The sequence below is a fragment of the Cellulomonas sp. McL0606 genome (genome assembly GCF_058248365.1).
In genome coordinates this window covers 842,846-859,628 of record NZ_CM177779.1, presented here as the reverse complement: position 1 = coordinate 859,628, position 16,783 = coordinate 842,846, and the positions used below count along the sequence as shown (strand labels likewise).

At 72.6% G+C, this 16,783-nt stretch carries 13 protein-coding genes and 1 pseudogene; 12 read left to right on the top strand and 2 right to left on the bottom strand.

Annotated features, from left to right (window positions below; genetic code table 11):
- The first annotated feature begins 6 nt into the window (after nucleotides 1–6).
- Nucleotides 7–1,707 carry a DUF885 domain-containing protein gene (locus tag AC38ZX_RS04420; RefSeq protein WP_491297296.1) on the top strand — a complete coding sequence of 567 codons (1,701 nt, stop codon included), beginning with the start codon at nucleotides 7–9 and terminating at the stop codon, nucleotides 1,705–1,707.
- Nucleotides 1,708–1,728: 21 nt separating this feature from the next.
- On the opposite strand, the gene AC38ZX_RS04415 is transcribed toward AC38ZX_RS04420, so the two are convergent.
- A complete protein-coding gene (locus tag AC38ZX_RS04415; RefSeq protein WP_426594643.1) occupies nucleotides 1,729–2,445 on the bottom strand; it encodes a vitamin K epoxide reductase family protein in 717 nt (238 codons plus the stop codon).
- A gap of 225 nt (nucleotides 2,446–2,670) precedes the next feature.
- Here AC38ZX_RS04415 and AC38ZX_RS04410 point away from each other — a divergent pair, with 225 nt between their 5' ends.
- From AC38ZX_RS04410 to AC38ZX_RS04360, 11 genes and pseudogenes are all read left to right on the top strand, one after another.
- Nucleotides 2,671–2,898, top strand: coding sequence for a hypothetical protein (locus AC38ZX_RS04410; protein ID WP_491296471.1), 228 nt, complete (start codon nucleotides 2,671–2,673; stop codon nucleotides 2,896–2,898).
- 53 nt (nucleotides 2,899–2,951) lie between these two features.
- Complete coding sequence (locus AC38ZX_RS04405; RefSeq protein WP_491296470.1) at nucleotides 2,952–3,344, top strand: LacI family DNA-binding transcriptional regulator; 393 nt, start codon at nucleotides 2,952–2,954, stop codon at nucleotides 3,342–3,344.
- A 99-nt stretch (nucleotides 3,345–3,443) separates the two neighbouring features.
- Nucleotides 3,444–4,070, top strand: coding sequence for a LacI family DNA-binding transcriptional regulator (locus tag AC38ZX_RS04400; RefSeq protein ID WP_491296469.1), 627 nt, complete (start codon nucleotides 3,444–3,446; stop codon nucleotides 4,068–4,070).
- An 11-nt stretch (nucleotides 4,071–4,081) separates the two neighbouring features.
- Nucleotides 4,082–4,723 carry a Maf family protein gene (locus tag AC38ZX_RS04395; protein WP_426594639.1) on the top strand — a complete coding sequence of 214 codons (642 nt, stop codon included), beginning with the start codon at nucleotides 4,082–4,084 and terminating at the stop codon, nucleotides 4,721–4,723.
- Between the two features lie 165 nt (nucleotides 4,724–4,888).
- Nucleotides 4,889–6,676: an acetyl/propionyl/methylcrotonyl-CoA carboxylase subunit alpha gene (locus AC38ZX_RS04390; RefSeq protein ID WP_491296468.1), complete on the top strand. Its 1,788-nt coding sequence runs from the start codon at nucleotides 4,889–4,891 to the stop codon at nucleotides 6,674–6,676.
- A gap of 68 nt (nucleotides 6,677–6,744) precedes the next feature.
- On the top strand, nucleotides 6,745–7,182 hold the full coding sequence (locus AC38ZX_RS04385) for an NUDIX domain-containing protein (protein WP_491296467.1): 438 nt from the start codon (nucleotides 6,745–6,747) through the stop codon (nucleotides 7,180–7,182).
- Between the two features lie 126 nt (nucleotides 7,183–7,308).
- Nucleotides 7,309–8,182 (top strand): annotated as a pseudogene (efeU, locus tag AC38ZX_RS04380) (iron uptake transporter permease EfeU).
- A gap of 59 nt (nucleotides 8,183–8,241) precedes the next feature.
- Nucleotides 8,242–9,444 carry an iron uptake system protein EfeO gene (gene efeO, locus AC38ZX_RS04375; protein WP_491296465.1) on the top strand — a complete coding sequence of 401 codons (1,203 nt, stop codon included), beginning with the start codon at nucleotides 8,242–8,244 and terminating at the stop codon, nucleotides 9,442–9,444.
- A 25-nt stretch (nucleotides 9,445–9,469) separates the two neighbouring features.
- Entirely contained in the window at nucleotides 9,470–10,861 is a 1,392-nt protein-coding gene (gene efeB, locus AC38ZX_RS04370) for an iron uptake transporter deferrochelatase/peroxidase subunit (protein ID WP_491296464.1), read from the top strand.
- A 22-nt stretch (nucleotides 10,862–10,883) separates the two neighbouring features.
- Entirely contained in the window at nucleotides 10,884–12,818 is a 1,935-nt protein-coding gene (locus AC38ZX_RS04365) for an endonuclease/exonuclease/phosphatase family protein (RefSeq protein ID WP_491296463.1), read from the top strand.
- A gap of 107 nt (nucleotides 12,819–12,925) precedes the next feature.
- Entirely contained in the window at nucleotides 12,926–15,289 is a 2,364-nt protein-coding gene (locus tag AC38ZX_RS04360) for a glycoside hydrolase family 31 protein (RefSeq protein ID WP_491296462.1), read from the top strand.
- Between the two features lie 26 nt (nucleotides 15,290–15,315).
- Here AC38ZX_RS04360 and AC38ZX_RS04355 read toward each other — a convergent pair whose 3' ends face one another.
- Nucleotides 15,316–16,758, bottom strand: coding sequence for an NAD(P)H-quinone dehydrogenase (locus AC38ZX_RS04355; RefSeq protein WP_491296460.1), 1,443 nt, complete (start codon nucleotides 16,756–16,758; stop codon nucleotides 15,316–15,318).
- Nucleotides 16,759–16,783 lie beyond the last annotated feature (25 nt).

Here is a 16,783-nt window from a genome sequence, read left to right as displayed (position 1 = left end):
ACGAGGATGCCGGAACGCGCGAGCACGACCATCGACGAGATCGCCGAGGAGTACCTGACCCGGTACGCGGTGCTCGATCCCCTGGCCGCGACCGCGATCGGGATCGCGGGCCACGACCACGAGATGACCGACCTCTCGCCGGCCGGTCTCGACGAGCGTGCCGCGCTCGCGCGCTCGACCCTCGAACGCCTCGGCGGCGCGACGCCCGTGGACCTCGTCGACGAGCTGACCCTCGCGGCGATGCAGGAGCGGCTGGGTCTGGCGGTCGAGCTCTACGACACCGGCGAGGAGCACCGGTACCTGAACAACATCGCCTCGCCCGTCCAGAACCTGCGCGACATCTTCGACGTCATGCCCACGGACACCGTCGAGGCCTGGTCGAACATCGCGGCCCGGCTGAACGCGCTGCCGTTCGCGATCGACGGGTACGTCGCGTCGTTGCGGCTCGGCGTCGAGCTCTCGGGCGTCGCGTCCGCGCGCCAGGTCGAGGAGGCCGCCCGGCAGGCCGACGAGCTGGCCGACCCGCAGGGGTCGTTCTTCACCACGTTCATCACCGGTGAGCTGGTGGACTCCGTGCTGGACGAGTCGGCGGCCTGCTCCCTCGTGCGTGCCGAGCTCGAGCACGGCGCCGCGGCCGCGCGACAGGCCTACGGCACGCTCGCCGCCTTCCTGCGCGACGAGCTCGCTCCCCTCGCGCCGGCGGCTGACGGGGTCGGGCGGGAGCGGTACGCGTTGTGGTCCCGGCAGTTCCTCGGCGCGACGGTCGACCTCGACGAGACCTACCAGTGGGGGCTCGAGGAGCTCGCCCGCGTCGTCGCGGAGCAGGAGGCCGTCGCCGCGCAGATCGCCGGGCCCGGGGCGTCGGTCGCCGATGCCGTCGCCGTGCTCGACGTCGACCCGTCCCGCCTGCTGACCGGCACCGACGCCTTGCAGGCCTGGATGCAGGAGACCGCCGACGCCGCGATCGAGGCCCTCGACGGCGCACACTTCGACATCCCCGACGAGCTGCGCAGCCTGGAGTGCCGCATCGCGCCGACCCAGAACGGTGGCATCTACTACACCGGGCCGAGCGACGACTTCAGCCGCCCGGGACGCATGTGGTGGTCGGTACCGCCCGAGGTCACCACGTTCAACACCTGGCGCGAGAAGACGACCGTCTACCACGAGGGCGTCCCCGGGCATCACCTGCAGATCGGCCAGGCGGTCTTCGAGCGGGCCACGCTCAACCGCTGGCGTCGGCTCGCGTGCTGGACCTCGGGGTACGGCGAGGGCTGGGCGCTCTACAGCGAGCGGCTCATGGCGGACCTCGGGTTCCTCGACGACCCGGGCGACCGCCTCGGCATGCTGGACGGCCAGCGCATGCGGGCGGCACGCGTCGTCTTCGACCTCGGCGTCCACCTGGGACTGCCCGCGCCGGCTGAGTGGGGCGGCGGCACCTGGGACGCCGACAAGGGCTGGGAGTTCCTGCGGGCCAACGTGAACATGCCCGAGGCGTTCATCCGGTTCGAGTGGAACCGGTACCTCGGCTGGCCCGGGCAGGCGCCGTCGTACAAGATCGGCCAGCGCCTGTGGGAGCAGACCCGCGACGAGGCCGCCGCCAAGGCCGCTGCCGCAGGCGAGGAGTTCGACATCCGCGCGTTCCACGCCCGCGCCCTGAGCATGGGCTCGCTGCCGCTCGACGTGCTCAAGCAGGCGTTCGCCGTCTGAGCCGCCTGAGCGGCCTGAGCCTCAGGCGATCAGCTGCGAGCCGTACCGCAGCACGATCGCCGCGAACATCAGGACGATCACCGCACCCGTGACGAACCAGTCGTTCCCGTGCTCGACGAACCGTCGCGCACCGACTCCGATGTCGATCGCCCCTTCGCGCACGTTCAGCCGCGTCAGCCCGGCCCACACGAGGGTCGTCGTGACGGTGATGAGCAGGCACCAGGGGCACAGGGCGTGGATGACGAAGTACGACTGCGCGAACAACCACCACGCGAAGACGAAGCCGACCGTGTAGATGGCCTGCGCGCTGAGCATGAACCAGCGGGGGAACACGACACCGCCGAGGATCGCGACGGCGATGGTGATGACCACGGACTCGGCCGCGATCCCCAGGAACGCGTTGGGGAAGAAGTCCCCGAGCAGGTGCGCCTGCCAGGTCTTGGCCACCGCACCGCAGTTGATGATGTGGTTGAGGTTGCAGCTCAGGCCGGCCTTCGGGTCCGCGGCAAGCTTGAGCGCGTCGATCGACAGGACGAACGACGCGAGCAGGCCGAACGCCCCGGACAGGACCATCTCGATCGCCGTCCGACGCCGCCACCGCTGGGTCGGCGGTTCGCGCAGCTCGGGATCGGGGTCGACGTAGTCGTCCAGGTCGTCGTCGAGCTCGTCGAGGTCCGTCTCGGGATCGTGGACGCCGTCGTCCAGGCCCTTCGACGACGCTCGTGCCGCGTCAGCCATCTGCTCTCCTCATGCCCTCGGTCGGGCACCTGCGCCCACCCGCCCGGGCCGGCGGTACCGCCCGCCGCGACCCGACCACTGCGGCTCCATTCTGCCTTGCTCCCCTGTGCCCCCGGACCGGGTCGGAAGTCCTGTCCGATATTCGTCTTGACCGGTATAGGGTCCTGGGCTACTTTATCGGTATAGAACGTTCCGACCGCCGATGAGAGCGAGGACACCATGTCCATGGACGGACCCCAGCTCGGGCTCCTCTTCGGGCCGCCCGCCACCTACCAGGAGGCGCACAGCGCCCAGCCACAGGCCCCGGTCGTCGTGACCGGGCGACCCCGCCCCCATCACGAGCGCCGACCGCCCGCGGCGCGCACACGACGGTCCGTGGCCGGCGTGCTGCACCACCTCGCGGACGCGATCGCGCCGACGACCGCACCCCGGGGCGGCACGGCGACGCGGTGACCGGCGCCTCGGCGACCTACCCTGTCCCGCATGGAGCGGAACAGGGTGTCGCCGTGCGCAGGGGCGGCAGCGCGACGGCGGACCTGCACGCGAACCCGGACGGCGGTGCTCCCGTGGCGCGCGTGACGCTTCAGACGATCGCGGACCGCGTCGGCGTCAGCCGGATGACCGTGTCCAACGCGTTCTCGCGCCCCGACCAGCTCTCGGCCGAGATGCGGCGCACGATCCTCGACGCCGCCGCGACGCTGGGCTACGTCGGCCCGGACCCGTCGGCGCGCGCGCTCGCCCGCGGCACCACCGGTGCGGTCGGCGTCCTGCTCACCGAGTCCGTGGGCGCCGCGTTCCGCGACCCGATCGCGGCGGCGTTCTTCGGGGCGGTGGCCGAGGAGCTGCCCCGACCGGGCTGGCGGTCGTCCTGCTCCCGGCCACGGGCGCCGAGGGCATGATCCCCGCCCGCGACATCCCCATGGACGCGGCGCTCGTCTACGGCTGCGCGGCCGACTACCCCGCGGTGGACTGGCTCGTGCGCCGCAAGCTTCCCGCTCGTGTTCGTCGACGGCGACCCCCGGCCGGGTGCCGCCAGCGTGATCCTCGACGAGCGCGAGGGTGCCCGCCTCGGCGCCCAGCACCTGCTCGACCTCGGTCACAGCCGCATCGCCACGCTCACCATGAACGTCGAGGTCCCCCCGGGCTGGGCGCCGGACGTCACGGCGGCGGCGAGCGGCTTCGTCGCCCGCGAGCGCCAGCTCGGCTGGGTCGAGACCCTCACGTCCGGCGGCGTCACCCCGGTGACGTACGAGGTCTTCGACAACATGGAGCCGTACATCTCGGAGGGCGCCCGCGCGATGCTCGCCGGCGACACGCCCCCGACCGCGGTGCTGTGCTTCTCCGACCTGATGGCCGCCGCGGTGGTGCACGCCGCCGAGCAGCGCGGCCTGCGCGTGCCGCAGGACGTGTCGGTGGTCGGGTACGACGACGTCCCGCTCGCGCGTCGGCTGCGGCCCACCCTGACCACCGTCCGGCAGGACTTCGAGGCCAAGGGCAAGGCCGCGGCGGGTGCCCTGACCCGGTCGATCGCCCGAGAACGCGCGGGGGAGGCCCCCGACCAGGCGCAGCACATGGTCCCGGTCACGTTGGTGGTCCGCGACAGCACCGCTCCCCCACCGGCATAGGCTCGCGTCCCGTGACCCGCCTGCTGCTCGCCTCCGCCTCGCCCGCTCGTCGCGCCACCCTCGTCGCCGCGGGCATCGACCCGCTCGTCGCCGTCTCGACGGTCGACGAGGACGCCGTGCTGGCGGCCGCGACCGAACGGTTCGGCGCGCTGGACCCCGCGGACGCGGTCCTGCTGCTGGCCCAGGCCAAGGTCGAGGACGTGTCGCGGAACCTGCCCGAGGACCTCGAAGACGCCGACGACCTGCTCCTGCTCGGCTGCGACTCGATGCTCGAGCTCGACGGCCGGATCTACGGCAAGCCGGCGGACGCCGACCAGGCCCGGACCCGGTGGCGCGCGATGCGCGGGAACACCGGCGTCCTGCACACCGGGCACTGGCTGATGGACGAGCGCGCGACGCCGACGATGCTCGGCGCGACCTCGTCGACCACCGTGATGTTCGCGGACCTCTCCGACGACGAGATCGACGCCTACGTGGCGACGGGCGAACCGCTCGCGGTAGCGGGCGCGTTCACGATCGACGGGCTCGGCGGCCCGTTCGTCGAGAAGATCGAGGGCGACCACCACGGCGTCGTCGGGATCAGCCTCCCCCTGTTGCGCGAGCTCCTCGGGTCGGTCGGAGTGACCATCCCCGACCTCTGGCGCACCGCCTGATCTTGTCCGGAGCCGACAAAGGCGGGCTCGCAGCGCGAACCTCAGACCCCGGTCGTCGTCGGATCCCTACAAAAACCGACCGGTGGACCTTGGCCGGTTCCCCAATCTTGCCGGGGCACGCGCTCCCGGCACGGGCCAGAGCCGGGCTCCGCGTTACGGTGAGCCGTGCCCGCCATCTCCAAGGTCCTCATCGCCAACCGCGGTGAGATCGCCGTCCGCATCGCCCGTGCCTGTCGCGACGCGTCGATCGGCTCCGTCGCCGTCTACGCCGACCCGGACCGGGAGGCGGTGCACGTCCGCATCGCCGACGAGGCGTTCGCGCTCGGCGGCTCCCGTGCGGCCGAGACCTACCTCGACATCCCCAAGCTGCTCGACGTCGCCCGCCGCTCCGGCGCGGACGCCGTGCACCCCGGGTACGGCTTCCTCGCGGAGAACGCGGCGTTCGCGCAGGCGGTCATCGAGGCGGGGCTGACGTGGATCGGCCCCCCGCCGTCGGCCATCGAGTCGCTGGGCGACAAGGTCAGCGCGCGGCACATCGCCCAGCGCGCCGGCGCACCCCTGGTCGCGGGCACCCCCGACCCGGTCGAGGGTGTCGACGAGATCCACGCGTTCGCGCAGCTGCACGGCCTGCCGATCGCGATCAAGGCGGCGTTCGGCGGCGGCGGCCGCGGCCTGAAGGTCGCTCGCGACGTCGACGAGATCGACGAGATGTTCGAGTCCGCGGTCCGCGAGGCCGTCGCAGCGTTCGGGCGTGGCGAGTGCTTCGTCGAGCGGTACCTCGACCGCCCCCGGCACGTCGAGACGCAGTGCCTGGCCGACCAGTTCGGCACCGTGGTCGTCGTGTCGACGCGTGACTGCTCCCTGCAGCGCCGGCACCAGAAGCTGGTCGAGGAGGCGCCCGCGCCGTTCCTCACCGACGCGCAGAACGAGCAGCTGGTCGAGTCGTCGAAGGCGATCCTGCGCGAGGCCGGCTACGTCGGCGCCGGCACCTGCGAGTTCCTGGTGGCCACCGACGGGACGATCTCGTTCTTGGAGGTCAACACACGGCTGCAGGTCGAGCACCCGGTGACCGAGGAGGTCAGCGGGATCGACCTGGTCCTCGAGCAGCTCCGCATCGCGGCGGGAGAGCCCCTCGGATACGACAGCGTGCCGACCCGCGGGCACTCGATCGAGTTCCGCATCAACGGCGAGGACCCGTCGGCGGGCTTCCTGCCCGCCCCCGGCAAGATCACCACGCTGCGGCTGCCCACCGGACCCGGCGTGCGCGTCGACTCCGGCGTGGTCGAGGGCGACAGCGTCTCGGGCCTGTTCGACTCGATGATCGCCAAGGTCATCGTCACCGGCGCCGACCGCCCGCAGGCCCTGGCGCGGGCCCGCCGCGCGCTGGCCGAGCTGGAGGTGGTCGGCATCCCGACGGTCGTCCCGTTCCACCGTGCCGTGCTGGACGCCAAGGCGTTCGCGCCCGCGGACCCCGACGAGCCGTTCACCATCCACACCCGCTGGATCGAGACCGAGTTCGCCGAGACCGTCGCCGCGCTCGGCGCCTCGACGCCGGCACCGCCGGCCGACGACGACGAGGAGCCGGCCGCGCTCGAGCGGGTCGTCGTCGAGGTCGGCGGCAAGCGCATCGAGGTCGTCCTGCCCGCCGCACTGGCCTTCGGTCGCGGTGCCGCCGGTCGCGCGGCGCCCGCCGCGCGACGCCCGGTCCGGCGGGCCGCAAAGACGAGCTCGTCGAACGGCACGACGCTCGCCTCGCCGATGCAGGGGACGATCGTCAAGGTCGCCGTGGCCGAGGGCGCGACGGTGGCCGAGGGCGACCTGGTCGTCGTGCTGGAGGCGATGAAGATGGAGCAGCCGCTCGTGGCGCACCGCGCCGGCACCGTGACGGCGCTGTCCGCCGGGGTCGGCTCGAGCGTGAGCGCGGGCACGGCCATCTGCGAGATCGTCGGCTGACCGCACGCGTGGAACCGCCGCACCGCCAACGCCAGCCGGGTGACGGCTGGGTCGAGTGCGCCTGCGGCGTGAGTCACTGGGGCCTCTTCGGCGCCGCCGGGCTGCTCCTCGTGCGTCGCGACGACGACGGCCGTGCCGTCGCGGTCGTCCTGCAGCACCGGGTCGAGTGGAGCCACCACGGCGGGACGTGGGGCATCCCGGGCGGCGCACGGATGCCGTCGGAGACCGCCGTCGACGCCGCCCTGCGCGAGGCCGCCGAGGAGGCCGGCATCGACCCGGTGAGCGTCCGGGTGCGCGGCCAGCACGTGCTGGCGCACCCCGACTGGTCCTACACCACCGTCCTGGCCGACGAGATCTCGCCCGTGCATCCCACGGTCACGGACGCGGAGAGCCTCGAGCTGCGCTGGGTCCCCGTCGACGACGTCGCGACCCTCCCCCTGCTCCCGGCGTTCGCGGACGCATGGCCGACGTTGCTTGCCCGGCTGCGGGACCCGCTCGACCGGTGACCCGATTCACAGGGTCAGGTACCGGACGGAGGTCGCACTTAGGGCACCCTCAGGGGTAGTGTCGCCGAGCAGTGAGGTAAGCCTGTCCTCACGGCTCCTGCCACCTCCCTCCTGACGGAAGCACCCATGGTCGCCAACTACCTCATCGGTCTGCGTGAGGGCCTCGAAGCCGCGCTGGTCGTCAGCATCCTCGTTGCCTACCTGGTGAAGTCCGACCGCCGCGACCAGCCCCGCCCTCTGGACGGGAGTCGGGGTCGCGATCCTCGTCGCCCTCGGGTTCGGTGCACTGCTGACGTTCGGGCCGCAGGGGCTGTCGTTCGAGGCGCAGGAGGCCATCGGCGGGACGCTGTCCATCGTCGCGGTCGGCCTGATCACCTGGATGATCTTCTGGATGGCCAAGACGGCCCGCTACATGAAGGCCGGCCTGCACCACAAGCTCGACGACGCCATCGGCGGCGGGCAGAAGGCGGTCTTCGTCGTCGCGCTGCTGGCGGTCGGACGTGAGGGCCTGGAGACGGCGCTGTTCCTGTGGGCCGGCGCGCAGGCGACCAGCGGCACCGCCCCCGGCACCACCGGGAACGCGGCCCCGCTCGTCGGCGCGGCGCTCGGCCTGGCCACCGCGGTCGTGCTCGGCTGGCTGGTCTACCGCGGCGCGCTCAAGCTCAACCTGCGCACCTTCTTCGCCTGGACGGGGCTGTTCCTCATCGTCGTCGCGGCCGGCGTGCTGGCCTACGGCGTCCACGACCTGCAGGAGGCCGGCATCCTGCCCGGCGTGAACAACCTCGCGTTCGACGTCTCGTCGACCGTCCCGCCCAGCAGCTGGTACGGCTCGCTGCTCAAGGGCGTCTTCAACTTCTCGCCCGCCACCACCTGGCTCCAGGCGTTCGTCTGGATCGCGTACCTCGTGCCGACCCTGACGATCTTCATCCGCACCACCTGGGGCCACGCCCCGTCGCGACCCGCCGCTCCCGCGCCGGCGGTCACCGCGTCCGCAGCCTGACCGACCGTCCTTGACCTGGCGCCCGACCGGCGCCTCATGCATCCGTCTCGAGGAGACCCATGTCCCGCCGCCCTGTCCTGACCGCCGCTGCCCTCGCGGCCCTCGTGCTGCCGCTCGCCGCGGGCTGTGTCTCCAACGACACGGCCGGCGCGTCGGCCAGCGCCTCGGCCGGCGCGATCACCGTCACGTCCACCGCGGACGCGTGCGACGTCTCCGCGGCGACGGCACCGTCGGGCAACGTGCAGTTCTCGGTCACCAACGCGGGCAACGACGTCACCGAGTTCTACCTGCTGAGCGACGACGGGCTGCGGGTCGTCTCCGAGGTGGAGAACATCGGGCCCGGGCTGTCCCGCGACCTCGTCGTCCAGGTCAAGCCCGGCACATACTTCACCGCGTGCAAGCCCGGCATGGTGGGCGACGGCATCCGGAGCCCGTTCACGGTCACGGACTCGGGCGCGCAGGTCGGCCCGACCGGCGACACCGCCGACCAGCTCACGGCCGCCTCGGCGCAGTACCTCGCCTACGTCAAGGACCAGGTGGGCGCGCTCCTCACGAGCACCCAGGCGTTCGCCGACGCCTACGGCGCCGGTGACGACGCCAAGGCCGAGTCGCTGTACGCCGACGCGCGCAGCCACTACGAGCGCATCGAGCCCGTCGCCGAGTCGTTCGGCGAGCTCGACCCGAAGCTCGACGCCCGCGAGGCCGACGTCGAGGCCGGCCAGACGTGGACCGGCTGGCACATGATCGAGAAGGACCTGTGGCAGCCCACGGCCGACGCCAACGGCGGCGTCGCGTACGTGCCGCTGACCCCCGACCAGCGCACGGCTGCGGCCGCCGACCTGGTGAGCAACACCCAGGCCCTGGCCGACGAGGTCACCTCCCCCACCTTCACGCTCGAGGCCTTCCAGATCGCCAACGGCGCCAAGGGGCTGCTCGACGAGGTCGCCGCCAGCAAGGTCACCGGCGAGGAGGAGATCTGGTCGCACACCGACCTCTGGGACTTCCAGGCCAACGTCGAGGGCGCCAAGGTCGCCTACGAGGTCCTCGGTGACGTCGTCGCGGCCCAGGACCCCGACCTGGCCAAGCAGCTGGACACCCGGTTCGCCGAGACGTTCGCGCTGCTGGCCGCGCAGGGCTCGTTCGACAGCGGCTTCACCTACTACGACAAGCTGACGCCCGACGAGATCAAGGCCTTCGCCTCGTCGGTCGACGCCCTCTCCGAGCCGCTCTCGCAGCTCACCACCACCGTGACGGGCAGCTAGTCCGTCCCTTCGTCCAAGGAGTCACGTGTCCGCCCCCACGGACCCGCCCGGCCCCCCCGACGAGCCCGCAACCGAGCCCGGACGCTCCCGCATCTCGCGGCGAGGGTTCCTGGGGCTGGGCGGCGGCCTCGCGGTCGGTCTCGCTGCCGCCACCGGCTTCGGTGTCGGTCGCGCGACCGCGCCCGACGCGGCGCCCGCCGCCGGAGCGGGCACGTACCCGTTCACCGGCGAGCACCAGGCCGGCATCGTCACACCCGCGCAGGACCGGCTCTACCTCGCCGCCTTCGACCTCACGACGACGTCCCGCGACGAGCTGGTCGCCCTCCTGCAGACCTGGACGACGATCGCCGCGCGGCTCACGCAGGGTCTGTCGGCGGGCCCGTACGGCCCGGCGTCCGGCCCGTACAACGCGCCGCCCGACGACACCGGCGAGGCCGCCGACCTGCTGCCCGCCGGCCTGACCATCACCTTCGGGTTCGGCCGTTCTCTGTTCGTCGGCACACGGAACGCCGACGGCACGCCTGGCACGGACCGCTTCGGCCTGGCCGACAGGCTGCCCGACGGCCTGGTCGACCTGCCCCACTTCGCCAAGGACGACCTCGACCCGGCCCGCAGCGACGGCGACATCGTCGTGCAGGCCTGCGCCGACGACCCCCAGATCGCCGTGCACGCGATCCGCAACCTGTCCCGGGCGGCCTTCGGCACCGCGACCATCCGCTGGACGCAGCTGGGCTACGGCCGGACCTCGTCGACGAGCACCGCCCAGCTCACGCCGCGCAACCTGTTCGGCTTCAAGGACGGCACCGCCAACGTCAAGGCCGAGGAGGCCGCCGACCTCGAGAAGCACGTCTGGGTCGACGACGCCGCCCTCAGCACGGACTCCGCGTGGCTCGCCGGCGGCTCGTTCCTCGTCGCCCGTCGCATCCGCATGCGCATCGAGACGTGGGACCGCACCTCGCTCGGCGAGCAGGAGGGCCTCGTCGGACGCACCAAGGGCAACGGCGCCCCCCTGTCAGGCGGCACGGAGTTCACCGAGCCCGACTTCACGGCGAAGGGCGGCGACGGCAAGCCGCTGATCCCGCTCGACTCGCACGTGCGGCTGGCGCACCCGACCGAGAACAAGGGCGTGCGGATGCTGCGCCGCGGGTACAACTTCACCGACGGCAACGACAGCCTCGGCCGCCTGGACGCGGGGCTGTTCTTCCTCGCGTTCGTCACGGACCCGCGGACGCACTACATCCCGATGCAGTCACAGCTGTCCAGCCAGGACGGGCTCATGGAGTACCTCACGCACACCGCCTCGGGGCTCTACGCGGTGCCGCCCGGGCTGCCCGACGGGTCGCTGGTCCTCGGCGCCGACGGCACGCCCGTGACCACGGCCGCGAGCCCGTACGTCGGCCAGGCTCTGTTCCGGTAGCCGCCGGGGTACTCTGCCGCGCGTGACGACTGAGCAGCCGGCGCGCACCCCGCTCGACGCCGGAACGCCCACCCGGGTGTGGCTCGTCGCGCTGCTGACCGTGATGGCCCTCGAGATGGTCCGCGCCAGCGGGCCCCTGCTGGACCGGGCGTTCACGGTAGGCACCATCGACGCCGCGCTCGCGTCCCTCGGCACCTACGCCGGCGCGGGCCTGGTGGTCGCCCTCGTCCTCGTGCTCTGCCGGTGCTCGTCCGGTGTGCCCGACGCCCGCAGCCTGCTGCTGGGCACGTTGCTGCTCGCCGCCCTGCGCGTCGTGATCCAGGGTCTCGACGGGCTCGCGCTGAATGTCGTCGGCCTCCTCACCGTCGCCGTGGCGGTCGGGATGCTCACGCTGGCCGTCGCCTTCGTCGCGGGACGTCCCTCGGGCGGTCGGCAGGCCGCCGTCGGCCTCGTGCTCGGGTGCGGGCTGTCCGTCGGGCTGCAGCTGCTCCTGGGCACCTGGGACGCGCTGTGGCAGCCCGGCTGGTCCGGATGGATCGTCGCCGTGGTGCTCGGGCTGTTCCTGGTCGGCACGGCCCGCGCGCTCGCGGCGCTCACCACCGCCGAGAGCGAGCCCACCGGCCGTCCCCGCCGGCTCTGGGCCCTCGGGCCGTTCCTGGCGATCGCGGCGATGGTCGTCGCCAACCCCGCGTTCGCGGCCTCGCAGTCGGGCTCGTCGCTCCGCACGGCCGGGATCGTGCTCGTCGCCGCGAACTTCGTCGGCGCCGGTCTGCTGCTCCGGCCCGCGCAGTGGTCGGCGCCGTGGCGCGTGGGCGCCGCCGTGCTCCTCGTCATCGGCGTGGGTGGCGCGCTGTGGATCACCGACGTCTGGGCGCTCGTCGCGATCGCCGTGCTCGAGGTCTGCCTCGGTGTCGTGCTCTCGGCGGCGTTCAGCGCGCACCGACCGGCCCCACGCGGCATCGCCCGGACCGCGATGGCAACCCTCACCGTCGGGGTGCTGACCATCGCGCCGCTGCTGATCTACATGCTCGACTACGACGTGCCGCTCGGCATCGACAACGCGTGGGTCGTCGTCGTGACCGCGGGCGCGCTCGCCCTGTCCGGCCTGCGCCGCCGCACGCCGCTCGGGCGCTCCGCCGACCGGCTCCCCCGCAGCATGGCCTCCGTCCGGCTGCTCGTGCTGCCCGCGCTCGTCCTGGCAACCATCGGCCTCGTCGCCCTGTCCACGCCGTCCGTGCCGGCGCACTCCGCCGGCGACACCGTGACGCTCGTCGACTGGAACCTGCACTACGGCGTCTCGCCCCTGACCGGCGTCGAGCTCGAGGACGTCGCCTCCACGATCGAGGCCCAGCACCCCGACGTCGTCACGCTGCAGGAGGTCGAACGCGGCTGGATCTTCGGCGGTGGCGCCGACATGGCCACGTGGCTGTCCCGCCGGCTCGGCATGACGATCGAGTTCGCCCCCGCCGCGGACCGTCAGTTCGGCAACGCCGTGCTCGCTCGGTCCGGGCTGACCGACGTCGCGATCCACGAGCTGCCCTACGGCGACGGCCCGCAGAAGCGGTCTGCCCTCGCGACGACGCTGACCACGGCTTCCGGAGCCTCGCTGCGCGTGACCTCGGTCCACCTGCAGCACCGCGCGTCGAACACCCCGACCCGGTTGGACCAGCTCAAGGCCCTGACGACCGCCGCGCCCGTCACGCCTCCCGAGGTGCTCGCCGGCGACTTCAACGCGACTCCGGGCTCCCCCGAGATCACCTTCCTGACGGACGCCGGCTGGATCAGTGCGATCGACGCGGCCGGCGACCCGTCGCAGAACACGTCGACGAGCCTCGATCCCACGGAACGCATCGACTGGGTCTTCGGCCAGGGCGTGACGTTCACGTCGTCGAAGGCGCTGCCCGGCAACACGGAGTCGGACCACCTGCCGGTCGTTGCCCGACTCTCCGTCGGCTGAGCTCGCGGGTCCGCTCGACTGGCGGACCACGAGGGCGACGCCGGTGCGCGTCGTGCCGTCCGGCCCCCGGCCGCGCCGTCCGTCCCCGACGGGAGGATCCTCGACCCATGACCGTCCGGCTGCCCTTGCCCTCCCGTCCCGTCGCAGACCCGCGCGCGACCGTCGTCGGAGATCGCTTCCGTGTCACCGTCCTCACCGACGGGCTGCTGCGGCTCGAGCACTCGCCCGACGGGGTCTTCGAGGACCGCGCCTCGACGTTCGCCCTCAACAGGGAGCTGCCGGTGCCCGAGTTCCGCGTGATCTCGTCGGACACGCACCTCGAGGTGCTGACCGACCGGCTGCACCTCGTGTACGACCGTGGGCCCTTCAGCACCAGCGGGCTGAGCGTCTCCGTCCGCGGTGGCGTCAGCTCGTACCACTCGGTCTGGCGGTTCGGCGACGACCAGCCAAGCCTGGGCGGGACCGCGCGCACCCTCGACGGGGCCGACGGAGCGGTCCCGCTCGAGCCCGGCGTCGTGTCGCGCGAGGGGTTCGCCGTCCTGGACGACTCCCGCTCGATGCTTCTCGAGAGCGACGGCTGGGTGACACCCCGCGACGGATCGCGCACGGACCTCTACGTCTTCGCCTATGGCCACGACTACCGCGCCGCCGTCCAGGCCCTGTACGCGGTCTCGGGTCCCACGCCGGTCCTGCCGCGCTACGCGCTGGGCAACTGGTGGAGCCGGTACCACCGGTACACGTCGGACAGCTACTCCGCGATCCTGGACAGGTTCGTCGCCGAGGACATCCCGATCGCCGTGGCCGTGCTGGACATGGACTGGCACCTCACGGAGATCGACCCGGCGATCGGCAGCGGCTGGACCGGCTACACGTGGAACCGTGAGCTCTTCCCGGATCCCGCGGCGTTCCTGGCGTCGCTGCACGACCGTGGCCTGCGCGTGACGCTCAACGTCCATCCGGCGGACGGCGTGCGCGCGCACGAAGAGGCGTACCCGGCCGTCGCGGCGGCGCTGGGACGGTCCGCGGACTCTGGCGACCCGATCCCGTTCGACGTCACAGACCGCGCATTCCTCGACGCCTACTTCGACGTGCTGCACCGAGGCCTCGAGCGGGACGGCGTCGACTTCTGGTGGCTCGACTGGCAGTCGGGGCCGCACTCGCGCGTGGCGGGCATCGACCCGTTGTGGATGCTCAACCACTTTCACTTCCTCGACTCGGCACGCGACGGACAGCGCGCTCTGACGTTCTCCCGGTTCGCCGGGCCGGGGAGCCACCGCTACCCCGTCGGATTCTCCGGCGACACGGTGATCTCCTGGGCGTCGCTCGCGTTCCAACCGCACTTCACCGCCGCGGCCGCCAACATCGGCTACGGCTGGTGGAGCCACGACATCGGTGGCCACATGTTCGGCGCCAAGGACGACGAGCTGGCCACGCGCTGGGTGCAGCTGGGTGTCTTCTCCCCGATCCTGCGCCTGCACTCAACCGCGAACGCCTTCTCGACGAAGGAGCCGTGGACGTTCGAGCCGGCCGCGCACGCGGTCATGGCGGCCCACCTGCGTCTGCGACACCGGCTCGTCCCGTACCTGCACTCCATGAACCACCGGGCCGCGCATGAGGGGCGGCCCCTGGTCGAGCCGCTCTACCATCAGTGGCCCGACGCCGCGGAGGCCTACGACGCGCCCGCCCAGTTCCTGTTCGGCAGCGAGCTGATGGTCGCCGCGATCACCGAGCCCGCGGACGCCCGCACGCGCACGGCCGCCGTACGGACCTGGCTCCCGGCCGGCACCTGGGTCGACGTGCTCACCGGCCTCGTCTACGACGGCGACCGGCAGCTCCTGATGCACCGGGACCTCGCGACGATCCCCGTCCTCGCACGGTCCGGGGCGATCGTGGTGCTCGACGGCGACGACGTGCTCGGGAACGACCCGGTCAACCCGTCGCGGCTCGAGGTCCTCGTCGTCGTCGGCGCCGACGGTGCGTTCACGCTCGTCGAGGACGACGGGACCGACGCCGGCACCGTCCGCACGGCCCTGACGTTCGACCAGGAGTCCGGGACGCTCACGGTCTCCCCCGCCGAGGGGCAGACCGACTGCCTGCCGGCGCGCCGCCGATGGACGGTCACGTTCGTCGCGTTCGACGGCGCCGACCCCACGGTGGACGTCCCGGACGCACGGACCGCCCGGCGGGACGGCCGGGTCTCGGTGACGGTCGACGACGTCCCTGTCGGCGAGGCGTTCACGGTGTCGGTCGGACCACGACCGCGGCTCGCGTCCAACGACGTGCCGAGCCGCCTGTTCGCGCTCCTCGACCGCGCGCAGATCTCGTACGACCTCAAGTCACGGGTTCTGGAGGTCGCGACGTCGGACGCGCCGTTGGCCGTGCGGATCTCCCACCTGCAGGCGCTCGAGCTGGACCAGCCCATGGCGGCCGCGGTCAACGAGTTCCTGCTCGCACGGGCCGAGCGCGAGTGAGGAGGGGCGCGCAGGCGCCCCACACATCAGTCCTCGATGCGGTGGTGGAGCATGCGCGCCACCTCGGCGATCGTCCCGGACATCGACGGGTAGACCGTGGACGTCTCGGCGATCTGGTCGGTGGTGATGCGGTACTTCACGGCGAGCGTCAGCGGGAAGATCGACTCGCTCGCGCGGGGACCCACCACGACCGCACCGACGACGACGCCCGAACCCGCGTGGGCGAAGATCTTGATGAACCCGTCGCGGACGCCGAGCATCTTGGCGCGCGGGTTGCGGGCCAGCGGCAGCATGCTGACGGAGTACGTGATGCCGCGCGCCTGCATCTGGGTCTCGGTCAGGCCGACGGTGGCGATCTCGGGCATCGTGAAGATGTTCGACGACACCCCTCGCAGCGAGAGCGGCGCGACGGCGTCGCCGAGCGCGTGCGCCATCGCGAGGCGCCCCTGCGTGGCCGCTACGGAGGCGAGCGGGAGGACACCGGTCACGTCGCCGGCCGCGTAGATGCCCCGGACGTTGGTGCGTGAGACCTTGTCCACCTCGATGTGCCCGGACGGCGTCAGCCGGACCCCGGCCTCCTCCAGCCCGAGGCCGCGCGACGTCGGGATCGAGCCGACGGCGAACAGGACGTGCGTGCCCTCGACCACCCGCCCGTCGGCCAGGGTGACCTCGACGCCGTCGGCGGTCCGGACGGCCTTCGACGCCCGCGACTGCGACATCACGGTCATGCCGCGGGTCTTGAACACGTCCTCGAGCAGCTGGGCGGCGTCGGCGTCCTCGCCGGGCAGCACCCGGTCGCGGCTGGACACGAGGACCACCTCGGCGCCCAGCGACGTGTACGCGCCGGCGAACTCGGCGCCCGTGACGCCGGACCCGACGACGATGAGCTTCTTGGGCAGCTCGGGCAGGTCGTACAGCTGCGTCCAGGTCAGGATGCGCTCGCCGTCGGGCTGGGCCTCGGGCAGCATCCGCGGGGTGGCGCCGGTGGCGACGAGGACGACGTCCGCGTCGAGCGTCAGGTCGTCGACACCGTCGGGCGTGGTGACCAGCACGCGCGACGGTCCGTCGAGCCGGCCGTGGCCGAGGACGATGCGGACGCCCTCGCGCTCCAGCCGGGCGCGGATGTCCGCCGACTGAGCGGTCGCGAGCGCCTTGACGCGGGTGTTGACGGCGGCGAGGTCGATGCGGTGGCGCAGGAGGTCCAGGCCGCTGCCGTCCAGGGCCGTGCCGTCCAGGCGGATGCCCAGCTCGGGGGCGCGGTCGGCGATCGTCATCCACTCCGCGGTCGCGATCAGGGTCTTCGAGGGGACGACGTCGGTCAGCACGGCTGCGCCACCGAGGCCGGCGGCCTCGACGACCGTGACGTCCGCGCCGAGGCGCCGGCCGACGAGCGCGGCCTCGTAGCCGCCGGGTCCGCCGCCGATGACGACGACGCGTTGGTTGGCCGATTCCTGCGACGGGGTGCTCACAGAAAGACATTCTGCCGCTCAGACG

Excerpts from the sequence above, each read along its gene's own strand:
- AC38ZX_RS04410 (WP_491296471.1), top strand. The coding sequence starts at position 2,671 with ATGGACGGACCCCAGCTCGGGCTCCTCTTCGGGCCGCCCGCCACCTAC.
- AC38ZX_RS04360 (WP_491296462.1), top strand. The coding sequence starts at position 12,926 with ATGACCGTCCGGCTGCCCTTGCCCTCCCGTCCCGTCGCAGACCCGCGC.
- efeO (WP_491296465.1), top strand. The coding sequence starts at position 8,242 with ATGTCCCGCCGCCCTGTCCTGACCGCCGCTGCCCTCGCGGCCCTCGTG.
- AC38ZX_RS04415 (WP_426594643.1), bottom strand. The coding sequence starts at position 2,445 with ATGGCTGACGCGGCACGAGCGTCGTCGAAGGGCCTGGACGACGGCGTC.
- AC38ZX_RS04420 (WP_491297296.1), top strand. The coding sequence starts at position 7 with ATGCCGGAACGCGCGAGCACGACCATCGACGAGATCGCCGAGGAGTAC.